This is a genomic window from Litoreibacter ascidiaceicola (assembly GCF_900129235.1).
Lineage (GTDB): Bacteria > Pseudomonadota > Alphaproteobacteria > Rhodobacterales > Rhodobacteraceae > Litoreibacter > Litoreibacter ascidiaceicola.
Genome location: NZ_FQUV01000002.1, coordinates 316,723 through 338,726 on the forward strand (window position 1 = coordinate 316,723; position 22,004 = coordinate 338,726).

Consider the following 22,004-nt stretch of genomic DNA (forward strand, 5'->3'; position numbering starts at 1 on the left):
CAGAACTAATGCTGCGCGCGATTCTTTCCTTTTTCGGGTCGATCTTCAGTCTGATCTGCATCGGTGCCTTCGCGGTAGCGCTGCTGATTGGCGCGATCTTCTTTATGTATTCGCGCGATTTGCCCGACACTGATACGTTGGCGCAATACTCTCCGCCGACCATCAGTCGCATCTATTCGGGTCAGGGCGCATTGATCGACGAGTTTGCCCAGGAACGGCGTTTGTTTGCACCTGCGAATGAGATTCCTGACATCGTGAAACAGGCGTTCATCTCGGCAGAAGACAAGTATTTTTACACGCACAAGGGCTATGATCCTCTGGGGATGGCCAAGGCTGCGTTGGATGCCGCGCAGGGGGGGCGTCTTCGTGGGGCGTCAACGATCACGCAGCAGGTCATGAAAAACTTCCTGCTTTCTGGCGACCGGTCCGCTGAACGCAAGATCAAGGAATTGATCCTTGCGTCGCGGATTGAGGGTACACTGAGCAAAGATAAAATTCTGGAACTCTACCTGAACGAGATTTTTCTTGGTCAGAACAGTTTCGGCGTAGCAGCTGCAGCCCAGACCTACTTTAACAAAACGCTGTCTGAGCTGAATGTCGAAGAAGCGGCCTATCTTGCGGTTCTTCCCAAAGCTCCATCGCGCTATCACCCCGTTCGGGAAGCCGAACGCGCGACCGGACGGCGTAACTTCGTGCTGCGTGAAATGTTCGAGAACGGCTACATCTCGGAAGATGATTACAAGCTCGCTCGCGAAAAACCGTTGTCGACCGTGCAAAGCGGCAGCTTTGCGGACTTCAAGTCAGAACTGCCCGATCGGGATTACTTCACCGATGAAATCCGTCGCCAGCTGTCCAAAGACTTTGGCGAAGAGGAGTTTTTTGGGGGTGGTTTGACAATCCGCGCCACGGTTGATCGCGAATTGCAGGAAGAGGCTGCAAGTTCTCTGCGCCGTGCGCTTGAAAGCTATGACCGGGGCCGCCGCGTATTTCACCGCGTAAAGGCGAAGATCGAGCCGGAAAAGCTGGCAGGTGACGGGTGGCGCGAAGCTTTGAACGACACCGTGTTCCCTCGGGACATCGAAGGCTGGAGCGTTGCCGTGGTGCTGGGGTTCGACGAGTCGAATGCGACCGTCGGCGTGGAAGGTGTTAGCGATGAGGGTCAAATTCTGGGCGCAGACGTCAAATGGGCGCGACCAAGGCTGGAAGACGGCAAACTGGGCAAAGCGTCAGCCAATGCAGACAATCTGTTGGATGTTGGCGACATCATCCATGTCCGCCCAAGTGACGATGGCACGTGGTCACTGCGGCAGGTGCCGGAAGTGCAGGGCGGCTTTATGGCGATGGATGTGAACACGGGCCGTGTTCTGGCGATGCAGGGCGGTTTCTCCTACCAGGCTTCGGTGTTCAACCGTGCGACGCAAGCGACGCGCCAACCTGGTTCAAGCTTCAAACCGTTCGTCTATGCTGCTGCTTTGGACAGTGGGTTTTCACCGAATACGATTATCGTCGACGCCCCGATCGAGATTAACACACCTCAGGGCTTGTGGCGTCCAAAGAACGCCTCCAACCGCTTTTACGGTCCGGCACCTGTGCGCACGGGGATCGAGCAATCGCGGAACCTGATGACCATTCGTCTGGCTCAGGAAATCGGTATGGATACGGTCGCGAGCTATGCAGAGCGGTTTGGTGTTTATGACGACATGAACCCGTTCCTGTCGAATGCCCTAGGGGCGCAGGAAACAACTTTGATGAAGATGGTGACGGCTTATGCGATGTTCGCCAATGGCGGTGAGCGGGTCGAGCCGACCTTGGTCGACCGCGTGCAAGATCGCTGGGGCCGCACGGTGTATCGGCATGATAAACGGTCCTGTGAGGATTGCCAGCTTGCATCACTTGACGCGAATTTTGCACCAACCATCACGTCCAGCCGCGAGCGGGTCATGGATGCGATTACCGCCTATCAGCTGACCTCGATGATGCAGGGCGTTGTCCAGCGCGGGACGGCTCGGAAAACTGTGAACCTGAGCGTGCCGACTGCCGGTAAAACCGGCACTACAAACGACGCCAAAGACGTGTGGTTTGTGGGCTTTACCTCTAACATCGTGGCAGGGTGCTATATTGGTTATGACCGACCGCGCGGCCTTGGCCGTGGGGCAAGCGGTGGTGGCATGTGTGGGCCAGTGTTCAACCGGTTCATGAAGAAGGCAACGGCCAAATATGGCGGCGGGAAGTTCGACGTGCCACCGGGTGGTTATTTCGTCAAGATTGACCGCTTTACTGGTGCCGTCTTGCCTGCAAACGCAAGTGGCGACCATGTCGTGGTCGAGTATTTCCGCGATGGTGAAGAGCCGGCATACGGGCTTGGCGCAATCATCGACGGCGGCTTTGCCATGGGGTCCAACCTGAACCTGTTTACACGCGGAACCGACGATGTGACGGCGGTGACCGAGGTGACGACATCCACAGGCAAGAAAGCGGTTATTCCAAAGCGGGCAAACTTCGGCACTTTGAGCGCGGGCGGGTTGTACTAAATCCACCTGAGCCTCCGGCGGGAATATTTTTGCCAAGATGAAGCCCGCTTGCGTGGCGGCGGGCTGTGGCCTATCACCTTGATCTAACTAAAATTGCAGGACTTTCCTTATGCGCGCGGACGCTCAGAACAATGTGGATGCTATCGAGAAATCCCTGGCTTTGTTACGCCAGCGGATGGATTGGGAAACAGCTGCGTACCGCCTTGAAGAGTTCAACGCGCGGGTCGAGGACCCGAACCTTTGGGACGATGCCGAGGCAGCCCAAAAGCTGATGCGGGACCGTCAATCACTGGTTGATGCGATCGACAGCTATTCGAGCATGAAGCAAGAGCTGGACGATAATGTCGAGCTGATCGAGCTTGGTGAGATGGAAGGTGACGCTGATGTCGTCACTGAAGCCGAGATTGCGCTTGTGAAGCTGAAAGAGCGGTCTGCAGCAGCGGAGTTGGAAGCGCTGCTGAATGGCGAAGCGGATGCCAACGACACATTTCTGGAGATCAACGCCGGGGCAGGGGGCACCGAGAGTTGCGACTGGGCGTCCATGCTGGCGCGCATGTATACCAGATGGGCTGAAAAGCGTGGCTACAAGGTGGAGCTGCAATCTATGTCGCCGGGTGACGAGGCAGGGATCAAATCCGTAGCCTACAAAATCAGCGGCCATAACGCATATGGCTGGTTGAAGTCGGAATCAGGCGTGCATCGTCTGGTACGCATTTCGCCATTCGACAGCGCAGCCAAACGGCATACGTCGTTTACCTCTGTTTGGGTTTATCCAGTGGTGGACGACAACATCGAAATTGACGTCAACCCGTCTGACATTCGCATTGATACATATCGATCCTCAGGCGCGGGCGGCCAGCACGTGAACACCACGGATTCAGCCGTACGTATTACCCACGAGCCGACAGGTATCGTCGTGACGTCGTCAGAGAAGTCGCAACACCAGAACCGTGATATCGCGATGAAGGCCCTGAAATCCCGCCTCTATCAGATGGAGTTGGACCGCCGGAATGCGGCGATCAACGAAGCGCATGAAAACAAGGGAGACGCAGGCTGGGGCAACCAGATCCGGTCCTATGTGTTACAGCCCTATCAGATGGTGAAAGACTTGCGCACCAACCACGAGACGTCAGACACCAAAGGTGTGCTGGACGGGGATCTTGACGGGTTCATGGGTGCAACGCTTGCGTTAGATGTGTCCGGCAAGTCCCGCGCAGAGGCACAGGCCGAAGACTAAGCCCGCCTTAGCCACGCGCAGCAGTTCGCCCGCCGATAGCGGTGATCACCGCAGATGTCAGGCAAATCACACAGGCCGCCCATGCAACCTTAATGAAAGCTGCGTTCGAGGCCGCGGCATGGCCGGGGTCTTGCATAATTTCCCCGAAGGTCGCAGGCCCGTCGGCAGCGCCGTACCCGATTGCCACGACGCTTCCCATAGCCGCGACTGCGATCAAGCTGGACATGCGGATCACCGCGTTGTTGATACCGGACGCCGTGCCGGTCGCATGTGGTGCGACAGAGCCCATCACAGCAGTCGACAGAGGCGCCACAACCAAGCCCATACCGATGCCCTGAAGGCACATCGCCGGCATCACGGCCCCCCAAAAATTTTGGGTCGGGATGACCAGTGCAAGTGCCGCGTAACCTGCGGCCAGCACGAGCGACCCTCCCACAAGCAATGACGCAGGACCGATACGTCCCGCCAACCTGCCGGAAAACCCCGACAGCAGGGCAATAAATACGGAGAGTGGTGCGTAGGCAGCTGATGTGGTGATTTCTGACTCGCCCCAGCCGCCGATAACAACCATGGGCAGGTACATCAAGATGGCCGAGAAGGCAAAGTAGATGCCAAAAGACGCGACGTTGGCGACCGTAAAGCCACTGTTGTGAAAAAGGGATAGTGGCATCATAGGGTGTGGGCTTCGCGCCTCGATGCGCAGAAACACAAACAGGACGCCTACGCCCGCCAATCCGAGATAAAGGGATGCTTTGGAGACAGCCTCTCCATGTTCGGCACCGCTAAGCGCCCAAGCGATTAATCCAAGACCCAAAACCGCCGAAACCCCGCCCGGAATGTCGATGCCACGCTCCGGCTGGCTCGGGTCCTGCTCGATTTTAATGAAAAGGAAGTAGAGGGCGAGCAAACCCAAGGGTAAGTTAACGGCGAATATCCAGCGCCAGACATCCGGACCGCCAACGGTTAAGGCGACGCCGCCAATGATCGGGCCGAGTGCCGAGGTCACTGCCGCCGCAGCGGCCCATGTGCCGATCGCCTTCCCCCGTTCTTCTTTCGGGTAGGCACGGCTGATGAGCGCCAGAGAGCCCGGCACCATGAAGGCTGCGCCCAACCCTTGTACAGCGCGGGCCGAAATTAGAAAGCTGGCAGTCGGTGCAAAGGCGCAGGCCATCGAGGCAAGCACGAACAGGGCAATGCCGCCGCCAAATACCCGTGCAAGGCCCAACCGGTCGCCGGCGGCCCCGCCAACGAGGATCAAGGCGCTTAGGGTGAGCATGTAGGCGTTGGAAATCCACTGCGCTTCAACCAGAGAAGCCCCGAGTGACATGCGCATCGCAGGAAGTGCGATTGCGACTATAGAGCCGTCAATGAACCCAAGAGAGGACGCAAGAATCGCTGCGGCCAACAGGTAGGGACGACTTTCGGGTGCGCAAAGAGGTAACGTCCTCGGATCAGATTGGTCCAAGGACGCCTTTTCGACCATAAGCTTCTAGGCTTTTGGTGTTTCAGTCGAAGCAGGGGCCGGAGAGGCTGCTGGCTTGGCCGCTGGAGCACCACCCGCACCTTTGCTGGCACCCGTATTGAGCGGATCGTCTTGACGTTGAACGGAGCCTTCAAAGTGGGCACCACTTTCGATCGCGATTGTCTTGTGGATGATATCACCCTCGACACGTGCCGTAGATGTCAGGCGCACCTTCAAACCACGAACACGACCAATGACGCGACCGTTGACAACGATGTCGTCAGCGACAATTTCGCCTTTAATCACGGCGGTTTCACCTACTGTCAGCAAGTGGGCGCGAATGTCGCCCTCCACGTTGCCTTCGACTTGGATGTCGCCTGTTGTCTTCATATTGCCGGTGATCGTCAGGTCTGTCGACAATGACGATGGCGGCGCTTTTGGACGAGGTGCCGACGCAGAGAAGTCTGGCTTTGGAGCGCTGGAAGACGAGGGGGATGGCTTGGCTGGTGCCGAGCTGTCCTCTGCCGGTTTTGCGCTTGGGTCGTTGATTTTGCTTTTAGAAAACATCGCGTCCTGCCTTGATATAGGTCATCGGGTTGACCGGAGTTCCGTTGAGACGGACCTCGTAGTGAAGATGGGTGCCGGTGACACGGCCAGTGGCTCCCATATCACTGATACGGTCCCCACGCGATACCCTTTGACCGACTTTTACACGAATATTCGAGTTATGGGCATAGCGGGTTTCAATACCAAAGGCGTGTTTGATCTTCACAAGGCGGCCGTAGCCCGATTGCCAGCCTGCGTGAGTCACAACTCCGTCAGCGGTTGCATAGATCGGTGTACCACGTGAGCCGGCAAAATCGACGCCTGCATGCATCCGGCGACCAGCCCCTTTCGGGTCTTTGCGATAGCCGAAGGGCGACGTGAAACGGAAGGCGGCTTTGACCGGCATCGCTACGGGCGATTTGTCGGCTGCGATGCGGAACAGGTTGATGCGGTCCAGCTCTTTGAGCAAGCGGTTCGCGCGGGTGGATGTCTTGTCGGTTATAGTACCGCCACCGGATGTGGACATTGTTGCGGGCAGAAGCGGACCGCCTTGGCCGGAATATCCGCGGCGCACTTCGCGCAGGATGCTCTCGGTCGGCATTCCTGCAGCGCGGAACATTTTATCAAGCGGCTCCAAGGATACAGTGACTGCTTCCTCCAGCCGGGTAAAAATCTGCTCGTTGCGGTCTTCATTCATCTTCAGCGTGAAGCGCAGTTCAGCGGCGGTATCAATAGCATCTTGGGCGTCGCGGGCAATCTGGTCACGCTCTGCGGCTGTTTGCTCCAAAGCTTCGGTCAGGAACGAAACCGAGCCGTCAGTGCTTTTGGCGCGTGCAAGAAGAGGGGCGTTGGGATCGCCATCGGCGTTGATCTGCGCCAGCAGGACTTCCGACTCGTCACGGGCTGCGTCGCGATCTTTCATGGTTTTGCGCAACGTCGTCTGGATCACCTCGATACCGGTTTCCAGTTCGTTGCGACGGTCTTCGGAAGCAAGTAGGGACGACTGCATCTCCGATATTTGTTCAAGCGCCACGTAGAAACGTGCATGGGCCGCCGAGGCTTCGACGGCGCGGTCATCGCGTTCGTTGGACAGAGCGTTCAAACGGGCCTCGTAAATCGCGCGCTCGCGCTGCGCTTGCTCACGGGCATTGCCAGAGCTGATCGTGTCCATCAGGAAAATTGCGGTAACGACAAACGTCCAGCATGCGATTGCAGCGCCACCAAGGACGATCCCCGCCTGCATGGTCGGGCGCAAGCGAATGAAGCGCGTACCTTCTTCCGATTTCAGAAAGAGGCGTTGTTCAGGCAACTTGCGTTCAAGTGCATGATCTAGTGCGCTGAAAAGGCGTGTTTTCACAGTTCTATTTCCCGTTTTCCCCAGACATCAAAGCTGACTGCGGGTCCCCACCGTTCTGTCAACTTGGAGTTGCTTAAACTTTGAGCGTAAACCACGCAACAATTAAGCCGACGGATGTGACAACCTGCGTCATTTCCGCGTGTTTTTGGCGGTATCTTGCCGATAGCGGCGCATTCAGGGTTTTTGCTGATCAACCAAAGGCCAGTAAAAGTCGGGCGCGATCCCCGCTTCGGCACGTTTTTCCTCGTTGAATGGTGGCTTTAGCTGACCATGAAAGTAGCGCCGGACAAGCATGTGAAATGTCGGTGTCGGATCCAGATTTTCGCGACCGCAAAGGAAGTGAAACCATCGCGATCCGTATGCGACATGGGCCACTTCTTCGGAGTAGATGACATCCAGTGCGTCGACGGCAGCGTGATCCTTGGCCTGTTTGAACAGCTTGATCATGCCCGGCGTCACGTCCAATCCTCGCGCTTCTAATACCATCGGTACAACGGCAAGACGCCCCATGATATCCTTCGCGGTTTCGCTGGCCGACATCCACATACCCGCATGTGCCGGCAACGCGCCGTAGTGGCTTTCGCGAGCTTCAAGACAGTCCGCCATCAGGTTGAAATGCTTGGATTCATCGTCGGCGGCCTGAACCCAGTCGTCGTAGAAGCCCATCGGGAAATCCACATCAGGGAAGCGGGCGATAATGTCCCAATGCAAGTCTACGGCGTTAAGCTCGATATGCGCGATGGCGTGCAACATTGCGATGCGACCCTCCGGCGTTCCGGGTTTGCGCTGTGCGACGTCACGGGGGCTCAACAATTCAGGTTTTGACGGGCGTGCGGGCATATCGGGTGGTTGCGCTATGCCCAACTCGATCTCTCGGCCATCCTTGCGCGTTGTTCGCCATTCTTCAGCAAAGCGGCGCGAGAGCGCGGTCTTCTGGCGCGGATCAGCCGTGTTGAGCACCGCGACCGCCATCTCGCGCAAGCTCATGCTCATGTGGATTGCACCGCTTCGAGTACCGCTTCAACATGCCCGGGCACGCGAACCTTGCGCCATTCTTGCAGGATTTTGCCATCACTGCCGATCAAAAAAGTCGAGCGCTCGATGCCCATGAAGGTTTTCCCGTACATGCTCTTCTCTTTCCACACTCCGTATTGTTTGCAGACATCCCCTTCTGCATCTGAGGCGAGGATGACGCCCAGAGAATGTTTGTCGCGGAACTTGTCATGCTTCGCGGCCGTGTCTTTGGAAACACCGATGACTTCGCATCCTGCCTCCTTGAAAGCTTGCAATTGTTCGGTAAACCCGATGGCTTGCTTGGTGCAGCCCGGCGTGTCGTCCTTCGGATAGAAGTACAGAACAACCTTCGAGGGCTGGAGCGTGGAAAGCGTGACGGTATCGCCACCATCACGAGGAAGGGTGAAGTCGGGGGCAAGCTCGCCAATTTGTGTCATAGGGCTTTGTCCTTTGATGTCGATTTGATGTGTCGTCGAGAGTAGGGCGCTGTATGTAAAGATAAAGGGGCGAGTACAACTGTCTGAGGGCCCCGACCGAAAGACGAGGTGGCATGGCCGACGACGCCACGCAAATCGAGGAAGATTCGCTCCCCCCCGAGGCAGAGGCCGAAGGGGGCGATACCGCACAACCTCCTCGCACCAAGTGGCGCCACCGCAAGCCGGGGGCGGTCATGATGTTTTTCTCGGTGTTTGGCACGCTTCTGACATTCACGTTTTTCCTTGTGATCATTGCCTTACTATCGGTGATGGGCCGCAGTATTGAGCTGCCGCAATGGGCCGTCGAGCAGGTTGAGCAACGCTTGAACACCGAGCTGGACGGGGAACGGATCGCCTTGGCCACGATTGCGGTCGGATTGCGGGACGACGCGTACCGCCCGACAGTCGATTTCACCGGTATCGAAGTCTACAATGCGGGCGGCGCACCGATACTGGCATTGCCTAAACTGCGCAGCAAGCTCGACACGTCCGAGTTGCTGCTTGGTCGCATCAAACTTGAAACGGTCGAAGTTCAGGGCGCTATCCTTGAGTTGAACCGCAACGAGAACGGTCAGATCGAACTTGCCTTTGGCACCCAGATGGGTGGCGCTCAGGTCAAGGCCGGGTCGATGGCCGAGGTGATGAAGCAGATTGATGACTGGCTTGATGCGCCGTGGATGGAAGAGATGGAAGAGGCGAGCGCTGAGGCGTTGACGATCCGGCTGTCTGATCAGCGCACTGGCGAGGTTACAATTGTCGAGCAGGGGCAGTTGAAGCTGACCAATGGCGACAATGTGATCGGTCTGAATGTTGCCTTTGACCTTGACCAGCCCAGTGGCCCGCCCGCGCGGCTGTTTTTTTCTGCCGATAAAGCCAAAGGCTCCGAAGGGGCACGGCTTGTCGGGAAGTTCAATGATTTGCGCGCTCGTGACCTAGCGGCCCAAATCGGAGCGCTGAACTTTCTTAACGTGTTGGATGCGCCCGCTTCCGGTTCGCTGACGGCTGAAATTGATGCGGCGGGACAAGTCGTCGGATTGGCTGGAACCTTGGACCTTGCCAAAGGGGCGTTGCGCCCGACAGAGCAGGCGAAGCCGGTGCCTTTCAATTCCTCTAAAAGCTATATCCGGTACGAAGCGGCTACGGGGCGCTTGATCTTTGATCAGATTGCACTGGACTCCCCACAGCTTCGACTAAGTGCCACCGGCCATGCCGATCTGCTCGATTTTAAGGCGGGTATCCCGCAAACTCTTTTGGGGCAGTTTCGCTTTACGAATGTCCGTCTTGCACCCGAAGGAATGTTCGAAGCCCCGGTGACCTTCAAGGAAGGTGCGCTGGATTTGCGCTATCGTCCGGCGGAGCTTGCGCTGGATATAGGCCAGTTGGTGCTGCGCAACGAAGGGGCGGAGCTGGTGGCGGAAGGATCAGTTGACGTGTTGCCAGCGGGGTGGTCGGTTGCCCTTAATGCTGGAATCGACGAGATAGACCATGTCCGTCTGATGGCCTTGTGGCCAGAGAACGCGGTGGACAAAACGCGTGAATGGTTGATCAAGAACATCGAGGGCGGGCGTGTGAAGCATGCCCATGCCGCACTTCGCGTTGTCCCGGAAGAACCCGTTAAGGCCGCCGTTAGCTTCGATTTTGAAGAGGCGAAGGTGAGTTACCTGAAGACCTTGCCACCGATTGAGGGCGCACATGGTTTTGCATCCATATCAGGCAACTCCTTTAACCTCAGCGTGACGGAGGGGCTAATCACTGCCCCCAGCGGCGGTGCATTGCAGGCCGGCGGGTCGGTTATGCAAATCCCGGATATGGCAGCTAAGCCTGCTGTCGCGGTCTTTGATCTAACGTTGGACGGACCGCTGCCCGCCGCACTTTACTTGTTGGATATGGAGCCGTTCGAGTTCCTGTCTAAATCCGACCTTTCCCCCGACGTGGCAACCGGAAGCGCGATCGTCTCCACACGGTTGACGGTTCCACTTGAGCCGAAGGTCGAAGTCGAGGACGTCGGCTACGTGGTCTCGGCAGAGGTGAGCGATGTTGTATCGGAGACCCTGATCAAAGGACGTGTGTTGCGCTCTGACAATATGGAGGTGTCTGCAGGCGATGGTGCCTTGTCGATTGAGGGGAAGGGCACAATTGATGGCATCCCGATGGATGTCGTCTGGTCTCGCAAAATCGGCAAAGGAACCGGAAAAACCAGTAAGGTCGACGGCAGCATCGAACTGTCATCCCGCATGCTTGAGGCGTTTAACGTCGGTCTGCCCAAGGGCAGCGTGTCGGGGAAAGGATCTGCTAAAATGGAGATCCAGCTCGCGAAAGGGGCGGCACCGCAAGCGAAGCTGACCTCGGACCTCAGAGGCGTCGGATTGTCCATTCCGGCATTGGGGTGGGCGAAATCCCGCGCCTCCAAAGGTTCGTTGAGCTTGGATTTGACCATGGGCGACACGCCAAAGGTCAATGATGTGCGTGTTCAGGTCAGCGGTCTGGATGCGCGCGGCTCTGTTTCGTTGAAACCCAATGGCGGCGGACTTGATAAGGCCGTGTTCACGCCGCTTAAAGTTGCCGGGCGTCTCAACTCGCAGGTCGAGATCGTCGGGCGCGGGGCGAACCGGCAACCGTTGGTGGTGATCAAGGGCGGAACGATCGACATTCGCAAGTTTGGCGTCACGACCGGAGGGAGCAGTGCGGGCGGCCCACCACTGGAATTCGCGCTCGACAGATTGGTGGTGACCGATACCATCGCGATGGATCAGTTCCGCGGAAGCTTTCGCAATGACAGGGGGATCGACGGCACCTTCAAAGCGAACCTGAACGGCAAGGCTGCAATTTCAGGCACGGTTATCCCAACGGGAAAAGGGCCAGCGGTGCGCATCATATCGGACAACGGGGGCAGGGTCATATCTGCGACAGGCATCCTGCAAAACGTGAATGGTGGGGAGATGTCATTGACGTTGCAGCCTAATGGGAAGCCGGGTCAGTTCGACGGCGCGCTTAAGATTACCAATACACGCGTGAAAAAGGCTCCGGCGTTGGCAGATTTGTTGTCCGCGATTAGCGTGATTGGCCTGCTTGAACAGCTGACCGGAGATGGCATTCTGTTCACCAACACCGAAGCACGTTTTTTGTTGACGCCGGGCGGTGTGACGCTCAGAAGCTCGTCCGCCGTCGGGCCTTCGATGGGGATCACGATGGACGGAATTTACAACACGGGAACGCGGCGAATGGATATGCGCGGAGTGGTTTCCCCGATCTATGCGGTGAATGGCCTGTTTGGAGCGTTATTCGCACCTCGAAAGGGCGAAGGACTATTCGGTTTCAACTATACACTTAAAGGATCGGCGGACGGGCCGAAGGTGGGTGTGAATCCCTTGTCAGTCCTAACGCCGGGCATCTTCCGGGAGATATTCCGCCAGCCGCCTCCAAAATTACAAAACTGAGACAGCATTTATGAAATTGAGCGATTTCGACTTCGACCTGCCAGAGCAGCTGATTGCGACACGCCCTGCGGTGCCGCGCAGTGCGTCCAAGCTGCTGGTCGCGACACCTGACCGGATCGAGGACCGCGTGGTCACCGATCTTGTCGATTACCTGAATGCGGGCGACGTGCTGGTCTTGAATGATACGAAGGTCATTCCCGCGCGTCTGTTTGGCCACAGGGAGCGGGCTGGAAATATCTCGAAGATGGAGGTCACGCTGTTGTCACCCACCACGGATGGACGTTGGCGGGCGTTGGTAAAACCACTTCGAAAAGTTCGTGACGGAGAAGCGATTACGTTTGCGGCAGGACTTGAGGCAGAGGTTTTGTCCCGCACCGACGGGCAAGCGGTTTTGGGGTTCAATCTGGAAGGTCAGGCGTTCGATGATGCGCTGGCGATTGCGGGACAAATGCCATTGCCACCCTACATCGCAGCCAAGCGTGCCGCAGATGCGCAAGACAAGACGGATTATCAAACTGTCTTTGCCAAGACTTCCGGTGCCGTTGCGGCGCCGACGGCTTCTTTGCATTTTGATGATGATCTTCTAAGTCGGTTGACCGAAATTGGCGTCGAATTCGTACACGTGACCTTGCATGTCGGGGCAGGCACATTTCTTCCGGTGAAGGTCGATGATGTTAAAACCCACAAGATGCATGCTGAATGGGGGCAGGTGTCCAAACATGCTGCCGAGCGGATCAATGCCGCCAAAGCCGAAGGACGGCGGGTGATCCCTGTCGGCACAACCGCGCTCCGGCTGATTGAAAGCGCAGCTACGTCAAACAGAGTAATCGCGCCATGGCAGGGGGAGACAGAAATCTTCATATACCCGGGATATGCGTTTCGGATTGCAGATGCACTGATGACAAATTTCCACCTGCCAAAGTCTACTCTGATGATGCTGGTATCGGCATTGATGGGGCAGGAGCGGGTGCGGCAGATATACGACCACGCCATCTCGCAGGAGTATAGATTCTTTTCCTACGGGGATTCATCGTTGTTGTTGCCATAGGCTTTGACGCGCGTGAACCTTGCAGCGTCGGTGATAGGGGGCTATGCGCCCTGATGTTCAGCTATCCCAGCACAAACTTCTTAGCCCTTTTCAGGATTTGGATCGAAATATGTTTGAAGTCTTAAAATCCTCGTGGGCGCTCCTGCTGGGCATGATGTTCTTGATGGTTGGCAATGGCCTCCAAGGGTCGCTGATCGGTGTGCGCGGTGGGATTGAGGGCTTCAGCACGTTCGAGCTTTCGCTAATTACCTCTGGCTATTTCTTGGGTTTCTTGGGTGGTTCTCGGCTTGCCCCTGGGTTTATTCAACGGGTTGGCCATGTGCGTGTGTTCGCCGCACTCGGGTCGTTTATCTCTGCAGCCCTGATATTATATCCAACCGTGACCGATCCTATCGCATGGATTATTCTGCGCGTGATAATTGGGTTCTGTTTTTCGGGTGTTTACGTCACGGCGGAAAGCTGGCTCAACCATGCCTCGTCAAACGAAACACGCGGGCAGGCGTTGTCGCTTTATATGATTGTGCAGATGGTCGGTATTGTCGCGGCGCAAGGCTTGCTGAACGTGGCTGATCCGGGCGGGTTTATCCTATTTGTCATCCCGTCCGTGCTGGTCTCAATCTCTTTCGCGCCAATTTTGCTTTCGGTTGCTCCGACACCCGCGTTCGGGACAACGCGGCAACTGAGTTTCTCTGACCTTTATAAAATCTCGCCCCTCGGGGTCGTGGGAATGCTGCTGCTTGGCGGCGTCTTTTCGGCGCAATTCGGAATGTCCGCGGTATATGGGACCCAAGCCGGTTTCAGCGTCGCGCAGATTTCGGTCTTTGTGTCTTCGATTTTCGTTGGGGCCATGATCTTGCAATACCCGATTGGGTGGCTCTCGGATCGCATGGATCGACGTATTTTGATCCTCGGCGTGTCGGTCGTGGCGACAACAGCTGCCGGGGTCGCTTGGATTTTCGGGGGCTATTTCCCCGTTTTGCTGGCATGTTCCTTCGTGATCGGTGGAATGACCAACCCGCTCTACGCGCTGCTGATTGCGTATACCAATGATTATCTGGACGCGGATGACATGGCAGGGGCCTCAGGCGGGTTGTTGTTCGTGAACGGGTTGGGCGCAATTGCGGGTCCGGTGTTGACGGGTTGGCTGATGACGCAGTTTGGTCCTCAAGGGTTCTGGCTGATCATTATGGTGACGATGGCCGCCACGTCGGCCTATGCGGCCTATCGCATGACGCGTCGCCAATCCGCCTATGCAGAAGAAGACGAATACGAGGCGGTGCCATACACGCCGGTGCGCCCGGGATCGACGCCTTATCTGGCTGAGCTGGCGCAAGAAGTTTACGTCGAAGCTGCTGAAGAAATTGCGGAGGCTTCGGAAGGTGTTGCCGAGGAGTCCTCGAGTTAATCAAGTCCAGAAAAATGACTTGCGGTCTCGTCAGCAGCTTGTAACCTTTTGTTAACACTTGGGGGCCGCGACACGGAAGGAACTACCATGTCTACACCTGAGGACGTCCTTGCATTTTGGCTGGATGAGCAGGGGGAAAAGGGTTGGTACGCTGGAGGTGAGGCTTTGGACGCCGAAATCCGCGACCGGTTTGAGCCTTTATGGCAGAGCGCCATGGAAGGCGGTCTTTCTCTTTGGATGACCTATCCCAGTGGTGTGCTGGCCTACATTATTCTGACAGATCAGTTTCCGCGAAATATGTTCCGCGGCACAGAGAAAGCCTTCGCATCAGACCGTTTGGCGCTTTCGGTGGCTAAAACGGTGATCAGCAAGAACTGGGACCTGAAGATTGACGAACCCGCGCGGCAATTCTTCTACTTGCCGCTCATGCATTCCGAAAGCGTGACAGACCAAGAGCGCTGCGTGCGCTTGTTCTTGACCCGAATGCCAAAGTCGGGCGAGGAAAATTTGCTGCATGCAAAAGCCCATCGCGAGGTTATTCGCAAATTTGGCCGCTTTCCGTACCGAAATGACGCCCTTCACCGCCGCACAACACAGATTGAAGACGCCTATATCAATGATGGCGGGTACGGGATGACCGTCGAAGCTTTAAAAGCTGCGGGCTAGGATTCTAGACAAGTGATCTCAAAAATTCGTGACCTTTTTTTGGCGGCCTGCGCTGCCGTATCCGTTTTGTTGCCTGCCGAAGCAGACGCCAAGGACGACATTCTTGTCATCGGTGACAGCATGTTGGAATGGCAAAGCTTTAAAGGGGCGTCGATCCCTCAGGTTCTTGCGAAACGGACGAAGCGCAATGTCGAGAACCGCGCGGCCTCTGGTGCGAAGCTCTTTCTGACTGGCGCCGAAGGAAACGCGCGAAGCGTAATTCCGACCCAATACACCAAGGGAAACTGGAATTGGGTGGTCGTGAACGGCGGCGCGAATGATCTGTTGGCCAAATGCGGGTGCTCTCGATGCGACAGCGTTCTGGATAAGTTGATCTCCGAAGATGCATCGAGCGGAGTATTGCCAGACCTTGCCAAGCAAATCCGGGACGACGGTCCGCGTGTGATTTTGCTCGCCTACTATGAAGGCAATGTGCGCCCGAACCTGTTTTCGCGCTGTGAGAAGGTGGTAAAGGAGCTGACCAAGCGGCAGCGACGGCTGGCCAGCCGCCTGCGTGGTGTGGAGCTTGTCCGGACCAAGGCCGCGATTGATCCTAAGAACCGCAGCCACTTTGCGTTGGATGGCTTTCATTTGTCGCGAAAGGGAACCAGACGGGTCGGGGCACTCTTGGCGCAAACGCTCGTGCAGCTAGAGGCGCGGCGACCCTAACAGCCATGCGTGGCAGGCATGACGTTGCGGCAGATTCTCACGTTGCGTTATGCGGATCAAAAAAGTAGTTTAGCGTTAAACTATTTTGATTTCGACGCTGGAGTGAGAAAACATGGCCGCTAAATCCTTTGATATGATCGTAATTGGCGCGGGCCCCGGCGGTTACGTCGCTGCAATCCGTGGCGCCCAGTTGGGCTTGAATGTGGCCATTGTCGAGCGTGAGCATCTGGGCGGCATCTGTCTGAATTGGGGCTGCATTCCGACCAAGGCGATGCTGCGATCCTCCGAGGTATTTCACCTGATGGAGCGCGCGAAGGACTTCGGACTGAAGGCAGAGAAGATCAGCTATGACCTCGACGCAGTGGTTAAGCGGTCTCGTGGCGTGGCGGGACAGCTATCGGGTGGCATTGGTCACTTGATGAAGAAGAACAAGATCACCACCATCATGGGCGAAGCAACGATCCCCGCAAAAGGCAAGGTTTCGGTTAAGACCGACAAAGGGACCGAAGAGCTGACGGCCAAGAACATCGTTGTGGCCACCGGCGCACGGGCGCGCGAACTGCCCGGGCTGGAAGCCGATGGTGATCTGGTCTGGACATATAAGCACGCGCTGACCCCGAAACGGATGCCAAAAAAGCTGCTGGTCATTGGGTCGGGGGCTATCGGGATCGAATTTGCAAGTTTCTACAACACGCTTGGTTGCGACACGACGGTGGTCGAGGTTATGGACCGCATTCTTCCCGTGGAGGACGCCGAAATTTCGGCATTTGCCAAGAAGCAATTCGTCAAGCAGGGCATGAAGATCATGGAGAAAACCATGGTCAAAAAGCTGGACCGTGGCAAAGGCAAGGTGACTGCGCATATCGAGGCAAATGGCAAGGTTGAGAAGGTCGAGTTCGACACGGTGATCTCGGCTGTTGGCATTGTCGGTAATGTTGAAGGGCTTGGCCTTGAAGACCTTGGCGTGAAAATTGACCGCACACATGTGACCGTTGATGAATACTGCCGCACCGGTGTCGATGGCCTTTTTGCGATTGGGGACATTGCAGGAGCGCCATGGCTCGCGCACAAGGCGTCCCACGAAGGCGTTATGGTGGCTGAACTGATCTCTGGCAAAAATGACGTGCATCCTGTGCGCCCTGAAAGCATCGCAGGGTGTACCTATTGTCACCCGCAGGTCGCTTCGGTCGGGTTTACTGAAGAGAAAGCCAGAGCAGCCGGTTACAAGATCAAGGTCGGGCGCTTCCCGTTCATCGGCAACGGCAAGGCAATCGCTTTGGGCGAGCCGGAGGGCATGGTCAAAACGATCTTCGACGAGAAGACCGGAGAATTGCTAGGCGCGCATATGATCGGCGCGGAAGTGACCGAGCTTATTCAGGGGTACGTTGTCGGCCGTGCGTTGGAAACGACCGAGGAAGACCTGATGAACACGGTCTTCCCGCATCCGACCTTGTCCGAAATGATGCACGAGTCCGTGCTGGACGCCTACGGACGGGCCATTCACTTTTAGTCAACCTTGACATAAAGGAGCCGCTTGCGCGGCGCATGATATTTTATTTGGCGCGCGGGGAAACCTGCGCGCTTTACATGTGCGTAGATGCAGATTGACGCGATCCGCGATGCAGCTCAGGAAGACGCCATGACGTCTCAAAAAACAAATTGGGTTTTGGTATTTGCCATGCTTGTCGCAGGGCTTTTTGCTGCTGCGCAGTTCGGCAAGCTGACGCTCACCCTGCCTGTGCTGCGGGAAACCTATCCTGAAGGTGGTGCGTTCGTTCCAGTCCTGATCTCCATCGTCGGGATGGTCGGTATTCTTCTTGGCGCTGTGGCCGGCTCGGTGGTTGCACGGATTGGTGTGGCACGGACTTTGACGGGGGCCTTGCTGGCCGGAGGGGTGTTATCTCTGTTGGAGGCCACCTTACCGCATATCACTCTTTTCGCGATGCTCAGAACGGCTGAAGGCCTGTCGCATCTGGCAATAGTCGTCGCGACACCGACACTGATGGCGAGCATTGCCGCTGACAAAGATCGTCCGGTTGTGATGGCGATCTGGGCTTCGTTCTTTGGAATATCGATGGCGCTCACGGCCGTATTTTTGCCGAGCTTATTGGCTTTGGGTGGATTATCAGTTGTCTTTGTGGCGCATGGTGCGGGCATGCTGGCGATAGCCGTACTGTTATACCCGCTTCTGCCCAAAGAGCGGATCGCCAAGCCGGTACCGATTTCATATTTCGCAGAACATCAAACGATCTATTCAACGCCGCGACTGCTTATCGCGGGAGGCGGGTTCGTCTGGTATACGATCCTCTACATTTCCCTACTGGCCGTTTTGCCTGTTGCGTTGAACCTGCCGGTTTGGGTGATTACCGCACTGCCACTCATTAGCATTGTCGGAACTTTGTGGGGTGGGTTCCTCGGCAAGCGTTTTCCACCGGACCAGCTGGTGATTGCAGGATTTGTCCTGACGATTGGTGCGAGTGGTATTGTCTATCTGGCAAGCCCCTCGATTTGGCCGCTGTTTGGCTTGTTCTTTGTGATGGCGCTTATCCCTGCGGCCTCATTTGCGGCAATCCCGTATTTCAACGCGGCACCAACAGATCGCGCACGCGCAACGGGCGGGATCGCGCAGCTGGGGAATGTCGGTACGACCGCCGGAACACCGATCTTTGTGCTGGTGTTTGATCAAGCAGGGTTGGCGGGCGTTTGCTTTGTTATGGCGTTGTTTTGTGCGATCGGGATCGGCTGCACGGTCCTTTTGCGCGCGAGGATCAAATAAATCTGTAGATGTTCCCTTAATGTTCTGATAACCGATTGGAACCTGCCGCCAGACGGCTTATGTGTGGCGCAACGCATCCGGGGTGGACCATGGCCGAGTTGAAAAACATCGAAGTGCGCGGCGCGCGCGAGCACAATCTTAAAAACATCGATGTGGACATTCCACGCGATCAGTTGGTGGTGATCACCGGCCTATCCGGCTCGGGGAAATCGTCGCTGGCCTTTGATACGATCTATGCCGAAGGGCAGCGTCGCTATGTGGAATCGCTGTCGGCTTATGCCCGTCAGTTTCTTGATATGATGCAAAAGCCGGATGTGGATCACATATCCGGCCTGTCGCCTGCAATCTCGATCGAGCAGAAGACGACGTCAAAGAACCCGCGCTCGACAGTTGGCACTGTCACCGAAATTTATGACTACATGCGTTTGCTGTTTGCGCGTGTGGGTACTCCGTTCAGTCCGGCCACTGGCAAACCCATCGAAGCGCAGCAAGTGCAGGATATGGTCGATCGCGTCATGGCGATGGAAGAGGGGACACGGGGGTATTTGCTGGCGCCGATCATTCGCGATCGCAAGGGCGAATACCGCAAGGAATTCCTGGAACTGGCAAAGCAGGGTTTCCAGCGGGTCAAGGTTAATGGCGAGTTTTACGAGCTGGAGGATGCGCCCACCTTGGACAAGAAGTTCCGCCACGACATTGATGTTGTCGTGGACCGGATCGTTGTGCGTGAAGGATTGGAGACGCGTTTGGCGGACAGCTTCCGAACGGCGCTGGATCTGGCTGACGGGATAACCATCCTTGAGACGGCCCCGAAAGAGGGCGAGCCGGAGCGCATCACCTTCTCGGAAAAGTTCGCTTGTCCGGTGTCCGGTTTTACCATCCCAGAGATCGAACCGCGGTTGTTTTCGTTCAACGCGCCTTTTGGGGCCTGTCCTGAATGCGATGGCCTTGGTGTCGAGCTGTTCTTTGACGAGCGTCTTGTGGTGCCGGACCAGACCTTGAAGCTTTATGACGGGGCGCTGGCCCCTTGGCGGAAAGGCAAAAGCCCGTATTTCCTGCAAACCATCGAAGCCATTGCCAACCACTACGAGTTTGACAAAAACACACCATGGAAGAATCTCGACGCGCATGTGCAGCAGGTGTTCCTTTATGGCTCCGGTGACGAAGAAATTCCGTTCCGCTATGACGAAGGCGGGCGGGTTTATCAGGTCACCCGCAGTTTCGAGGGAGTCATCCCCAATATGGAACGCCGTTATCGCGAGACCGATAGCAACTGGATCCGCGAAGAATTTGAGCGTTATCAGAACAACCGCAAATGCGGGGTCTGTGACGGCTATCGTTTGCGACCCGAAGCTCTGGCGGTGAAAATTGCTGGGCTGCATGCGGGTCAAGTGGTCGAGATGTCGATCAAGGAAGCGTTTGATTGGTGTGACAAGGTTCCAGCTGCGCTGACCAAGCAGAAGAACGAAATCGCCCGTGCAATCCTCAAGGAAATTCGCGAGCGTTTGGGCTTTCTAAACAATGTAGGTCTGGAATACCTGACGCTGTCGCGCAACGCGGGTACGCTGTCGGGCGGTGAAAGCCAGCGCATCCGGCTGGCGTCACAGATCGGTTCAGGTCTGACCGGCGTGCTTTATGTTCTCGACGAGCCGTCCATCGGGCTGCATCAGCGCGACAACGGCCGCTTGCTTACGACGTTGAAAAATCTGCGCGATCAGGGCAACACCGTGATCGTGGTGGAACATGACGAAGAAGCCATTCGCGAGGCCGACTACGTCTTCGATATCGGCCCGGGGGCAGGGGTGCATGGCGGCGAAGTCGTAGCACATGGTACGCCTGCAGAGGTTGCGGCCAGCGGCTCGATCACCGGTGACTACCTGACGGGTGTGCGTGAAATTCCTGTTAGGGCAGAGCGCCGTAAAGGCAACAAGAAGAAGTTGACTGTCGTCAAGGCCACGGGCAACAACCTGCAAAACGTGACCGCCGAGTTCCCGTTAGGCAAGTTTGTCTGCGTGACCGGTGTCTCGGGCGGGGGTAAGTCCACGCTGACGATTGAGACGCTATTCAAGACCGCGTCGATGACCCTCAACGGTGCGCGCCAAACCCCTGCGCCTTGCGAGACGATAAAAGGGCTGGAACATCTCGATAAGGTTATCGATATCGACCAACGTGCCATCGGGCGCACACCGCGCTCAAATCCGGCGACCTACACGGGGGCCTTCACCCCGATCCGCGATTGGTTCGCAGGCATGCCGGAATCCAAGACGCGGGGCTACAAGCCGGGCCGGTTCTCTTTCAACGTGAAAGGTGGTCGCTGCGAGGCCTGTCAGGGGGACGGAGTCATCAAGATTGAAATGCACTTCCTGCCGGACGTCTATGTGGAATGTGAAACTTGCAAAGGTGCGCGCTACAACCGCGAGACTTTGGAGGTGAAATTCAAGGGCAAGTCCATCGCGGATGTGTTGGATATGACGGTTGAGGACGCGCAAGAGTTCTTCAAAGCGGTGCCGTCCATCCGCGAAAAGATGGACGCGCTCATGCGTGTGGGCCTTGGCTATATTAAGGTGGGCCAGCAGGCCACGACGCTTTCGGGCGGTGAGGCGCAGCGGGTGAAGCTGTCCAAGGAGCTGGCAAAGCGCTCCACAGGACGCACCCTTTATATTCTGGACGAGCCGACGACTGGCCTGCATTTTGAGGACGTGAAAAAGCTGCTCGAAGTGCTGCATGAACTGGTGGACCAGGGGAATACGGTCGTTGTAATCGAACACAATCTGGATGTGATCAAAACGGCTGACCACATTATTGATATTGGTCCTGAAGGTGGCGATGGCGGAGGGCAGGTCGTGGCAACCGGCACGCCAGAGCAGGTGGCTGAGGTCGAGGGCTCCTATACCGGATACTATCTCAAGCCGATGTTGCAGGCGAAAAAACCACTGCCGAACAAAGCAAAGAAGAAGGTCGCGGCTGAATGACTTTCGAGGTTTTGAATAGAATTGCGTTTGTCATTTTTGCAGCTCTATTCGTGGTTCTTTTGTTCTTTCCAGGTCTGATTTACTGGCTATTCGCCCTTGAAGGTGGGCCGTCTGTGGACTTCATTGCACGGCGCGCAGCAATGCTGTTTGCGGGGCTATCGGTGTTGGCTTTGATCACAGCAGAAACCGAAAACGACGAGGTCAGGCAGGTCGTCTCTCTCTCGTTTGCCGTGACCATGGCGGCACTGGCCATTCTGGGGTTGTTTGAACTGGTTCGTGGTGCGGCCGGTATCGGAATACTTCTAGCCGTGGCCGTTGAATCTGTGTTCGCCTTTTACTACCTGCGGTTCTGGCGCGACTGACCGCTGG

At 56.5% G+C, this 22,004-nt stretch carries 16 protein-coding genes; 11 read left to right on the top strand and 5 right to left on the bottom strand.

From position 1 onward, the window contains the following. The first annotated feature begins 8 nt into the window (after nt 1-8). A complete protein-coding gene (locus tag BUB72_RS04640; RefSeq protein WP_073141708.1) occupies nt 9-2,531 on the top strand; it encodes a penicillin-binding protein 1A in 2,523 nt (840 codons plus the stop codon). 109 nt (nt 2,532-2,640) lie between these two features. Beyond that, nucleotides 2,641-3,768 carry a peptide chain release factor 2 gene (prfB, locus tag BUB72_RS04645; protein WP_073141177.1) on the top strand — a complete coding sequence of 376 codons (1,128 nt, stop codon included), beginning with the start codon at nt 2,641-2,643 and terminating at the stop codon, nt 3,766-3,768. A 7-nt stretch (nt 3,769-3,775) separates the two neighbouring features. On the opposite strand, the gene BUB72_RS04650 is transcribed toward prfB, so the two are convergent. The 5 genes from BUB72_RS04650 to bcp form a co-directional block, all read right to left on the bottom strand. Beyond that, the gene (locus tag BUB72_RS04650) at nt 3,776-5,173 is read right to left on the bottom strand and encodes an MFS transporter (protein WP_175549116.1); all 1,398 of its coding nucleotides are present in this window, start codon (nt 5,171-5,173) and stop codon (nt 3,776-3,778) included. An 84-nt stretch (nt 5,174-5,257) separates the two neighbouring features. Then, entirely contained in the window at nt 5,258-5,797 is a 540-nt protein-coding gene (locus BUB72_RS04655) for a bactofilin family protein (protein WP_073141181.1), read from the bottom strand. Then, complete coding sequence (locus BUB72_RS04660) at nt 5,787-7,133, bottom strand: M23 family metallopeptidase (protein WP_073141183.1); 1,347 nt, start codon at nt 7,131-7,133, stop codon at nt 5,787-5,789. The genes BUB72_RS04655 and BUB72_RS04660 overlap by 11 nt, the downstream gene beginning before the upstream one ends. Before the next feature lie 174 nt (nt 7,134-7,307). Continuing rightward, nucleotides 7,308-8,120 carry a ferritin-like domain-containing protein gene (locus BUB72_RS04665; protein WP_073141185.1) on the bottom strand — a complete coding sequence of 271 codons (813 nt, stop codon included), beginning with the start codon at nt 8,118-8,120 and terminating at the stop codon, nt 7,308-7,310. 2 nt (nt 8,121-8,122) lie between these two features. Then, a complete protein-coding gene (gene bcp, locus BUB72_RS04670; RefSeq protein ID WP_073141187.1) occupies nt 8,123-8,584 on the bottom strand; it encodes a thioredoxin-dependent thiol peroxidase in 462 nt (153 codons plus the stop codon). A 113-nt stretch (nt 8,585-8,697) separates the two neighbouring features. Between bcp and BUB72_RS04675 the strand changes: the two genes are divergently transcribed. The 9 genes from BUB72_RS04675 (at nt 8,698) to BUB72_RS04715 (ending at nt 21,997) form a co-directional block, all read left to right on the top strand. Then, entirely contained in the window at nt 8,698-12,060 is a 3,363-nt protein-coding gene (locus tag BUB72_RS04675; protein WP_073141189.1) for a YhdP family protein, read from the top strand. A 10-nt stretch (nt 12,061-12,070) separates the two neighbouring features. After that, the gene (queA, locus tag BUB72_RS04680) at nt 12,071-13,108 is read left to right on the top strand and encodes a tRNA preQ1(34) S-adenosylmethionine ribosyltransferase-isomerase QueA (RefSeq protein WP_073141191.1); all 1,038 of its coding nucleotides are present in this window, start codon (nt 12,071-12,073) and stop codon (nt 13,106-13,108) included. A 109-nt stretch (nt 13,109-13,217) separates the two neighbouring features. Then, nucleotides 13,218-14,513, top strand: coding sequence for an MFS transporter (locus BUB72_RS04685; RefSeq protein ID WP_073141193.1), 1,296 nt, complete (start codon nt 13,218-13,220; stop codon nt 14,511-14,513). 87 nt (nt 14,514-14,600) lie between these two features. Beyond that, on the top strand, nt 14,601-15,179 hold the full coding sequence (locus tag BUB72_RS04690) for a DUF924 family protein (RefSeq protein ID WP_073141195.1): 579 nt from the start codon (nt 14,601-14,603) through the stop codon (nt 15,177-15,179). Nucleotides 15,180-15,191: 12 nt separating this feature from the next. After that, complete coding sequence (locus BUB72_RS04695; protein ID WP_073141197.1) at nt 15,192-15,887, top strand: SGNH/GDSL hydrolase family protein; 696 nt, start codon at nt 15,192-15,194, stop codon at nt 15,885-15,887. Nucleotides 15,888-15,999: 112 nt separating this feature from the next. Then, the gene (lpdA, locus tag BUB72_RS04700) at nt 16,000-17,397 is read left to right on the top strand and encodes a dihydrolipoyl dehydrogenase (protein ID WP_073141199.1); all 1,398 of its coding nucleotides are present in this window, start codon (nt 16,000-16,002) and stop codon (nt 17,395-17,397) included. Between the two features lie 129 nt (nt 17,398-17,526). Further along, a complete protein-coding gene (locus BUB72_RS04705; RefSeq protein ID WP_073141710.1) occupies nt 17,527-18,663 on the top strand; it encodes an MFS transporter in 1,137 nt (378 codons plus the stop codon). A gap of 89 nt (nt 18,664-18,752) precedes the next feature. Continuing rightward, nucleotides 18,753-21,635 carry an excinuclease ABC subunit UvrA gene (uvrA, locus tag BUB72_RS04710; RefSeq protein ID WP_073141201.1) on the top strand — a complete coding sequence of 961 codons (2,883 nt, stop codon included), beginning with the start codon at nt 18,753-18,755 and terminating at the stop codon, nt 21,633-21,635. Further along, entirely contained in the window at nt 21,632-21,997 is a 366-nt protein-coding gene (locus tag BUB72_RS04715) for a hypothetical protein (protein WP_073141203.1), read from the top strand. Before uvrA ends, BUB72_RS04715 begins: the two co-directional genes overlap by 4 nt. Nucleotides 21,998-22,004 lie beyond the last annotated feature (7 nt).

Bases quoted from the DNA above. Each gene is read 5' to 3' on its own strand.
- BUB72_RS04655 (WP_073141181.1), bottom strand. From the start codon at position 5,797: ATGTTTTCTAAAAGCAAAATCAACGACCCAAGCGCAAAACCGGCAGAG.
- bcp (WP_073141187.1), bottom strand. From the start codon at position 8,584: ATGACACAAATTGGCGAGCTTGCCCCCGACTTCACCCTTCCTCGTGAT.
- BUB72_RS04690 (WP_073141195.1), top strand. From the start codon at position 14,601: ATGTCTACACCTGAGGACGTCCTTGCATTTTGGCTGGATGAGCAGGGG.
- BUB72_RS04665 (WP_073141185.1), bottom strand. From the start codon at position 8,120: ATGAGCTTGCGCGAGATGGCGGTCGCGGTGCTCAACACGGCTGATCCG.
- prfB (WP_073141177.1), top strand. From the start codon at position 2,641: ATGCGCGCGGACGCTCAGAACAATGTGGATGCTATCGAGAAATCCCTG.
- BUB72_RS04640 (WP_073141708.1), top strand. From the start codon at position 9: ATGCTGCGCGCGATTCTTTCCTTTTTCGGGTCGATCTTCAGTCTGATC.
- BUB72_RS04685 (WP_073141193.1), top strand. From the start codon at position 13,218: ATGTTTGAAGTCTTAAAATCCTCGTGGGCGCTCCTGCTGGGCATGATG.
- BUB72_RS04715 (WP_073141203.1), top strand. From the start codon at position 21,632: ATGACTTTCGAGGTTTTGAATAGAATTGCGTTTGTCATTTTTGCAGCT.
- BUB72_RS04705 (WP_073141710.1), top strand. From the start codon at position 17,527: ATGACGTCTCAAAAAACAAATTGGGTTTTGGTATTTGCCATGCTTGTC.
- uvrA (WP_073141201.1), top strand. From the start codon at position 18,753: ATGGCCGAGTTGAAAAACATCGAAGTGCGCGGCGCGCGCGAGCACAAT.
- lpdA (WP_073141199.1), top strand. From the start codon at position 16,000: ATGGCCGCTAAATCCTTTGATATGATCGTAATTGGCGCGGGCCCCGGC.
- BUB72_RS04675 (WP_073141189.1), top strand. From the start codon at position 8,698: ATGGCCGACGACGCCACGCAAATCGAGGAAGATTCGCTCCCCCCCGAG.
- queA (WP_073141191.1), top strand. From the start codon at position 12,071: ATGAAATTGAGCGATTTCGACTTCGACCTGCCAGAGCAGCTGATTGCG.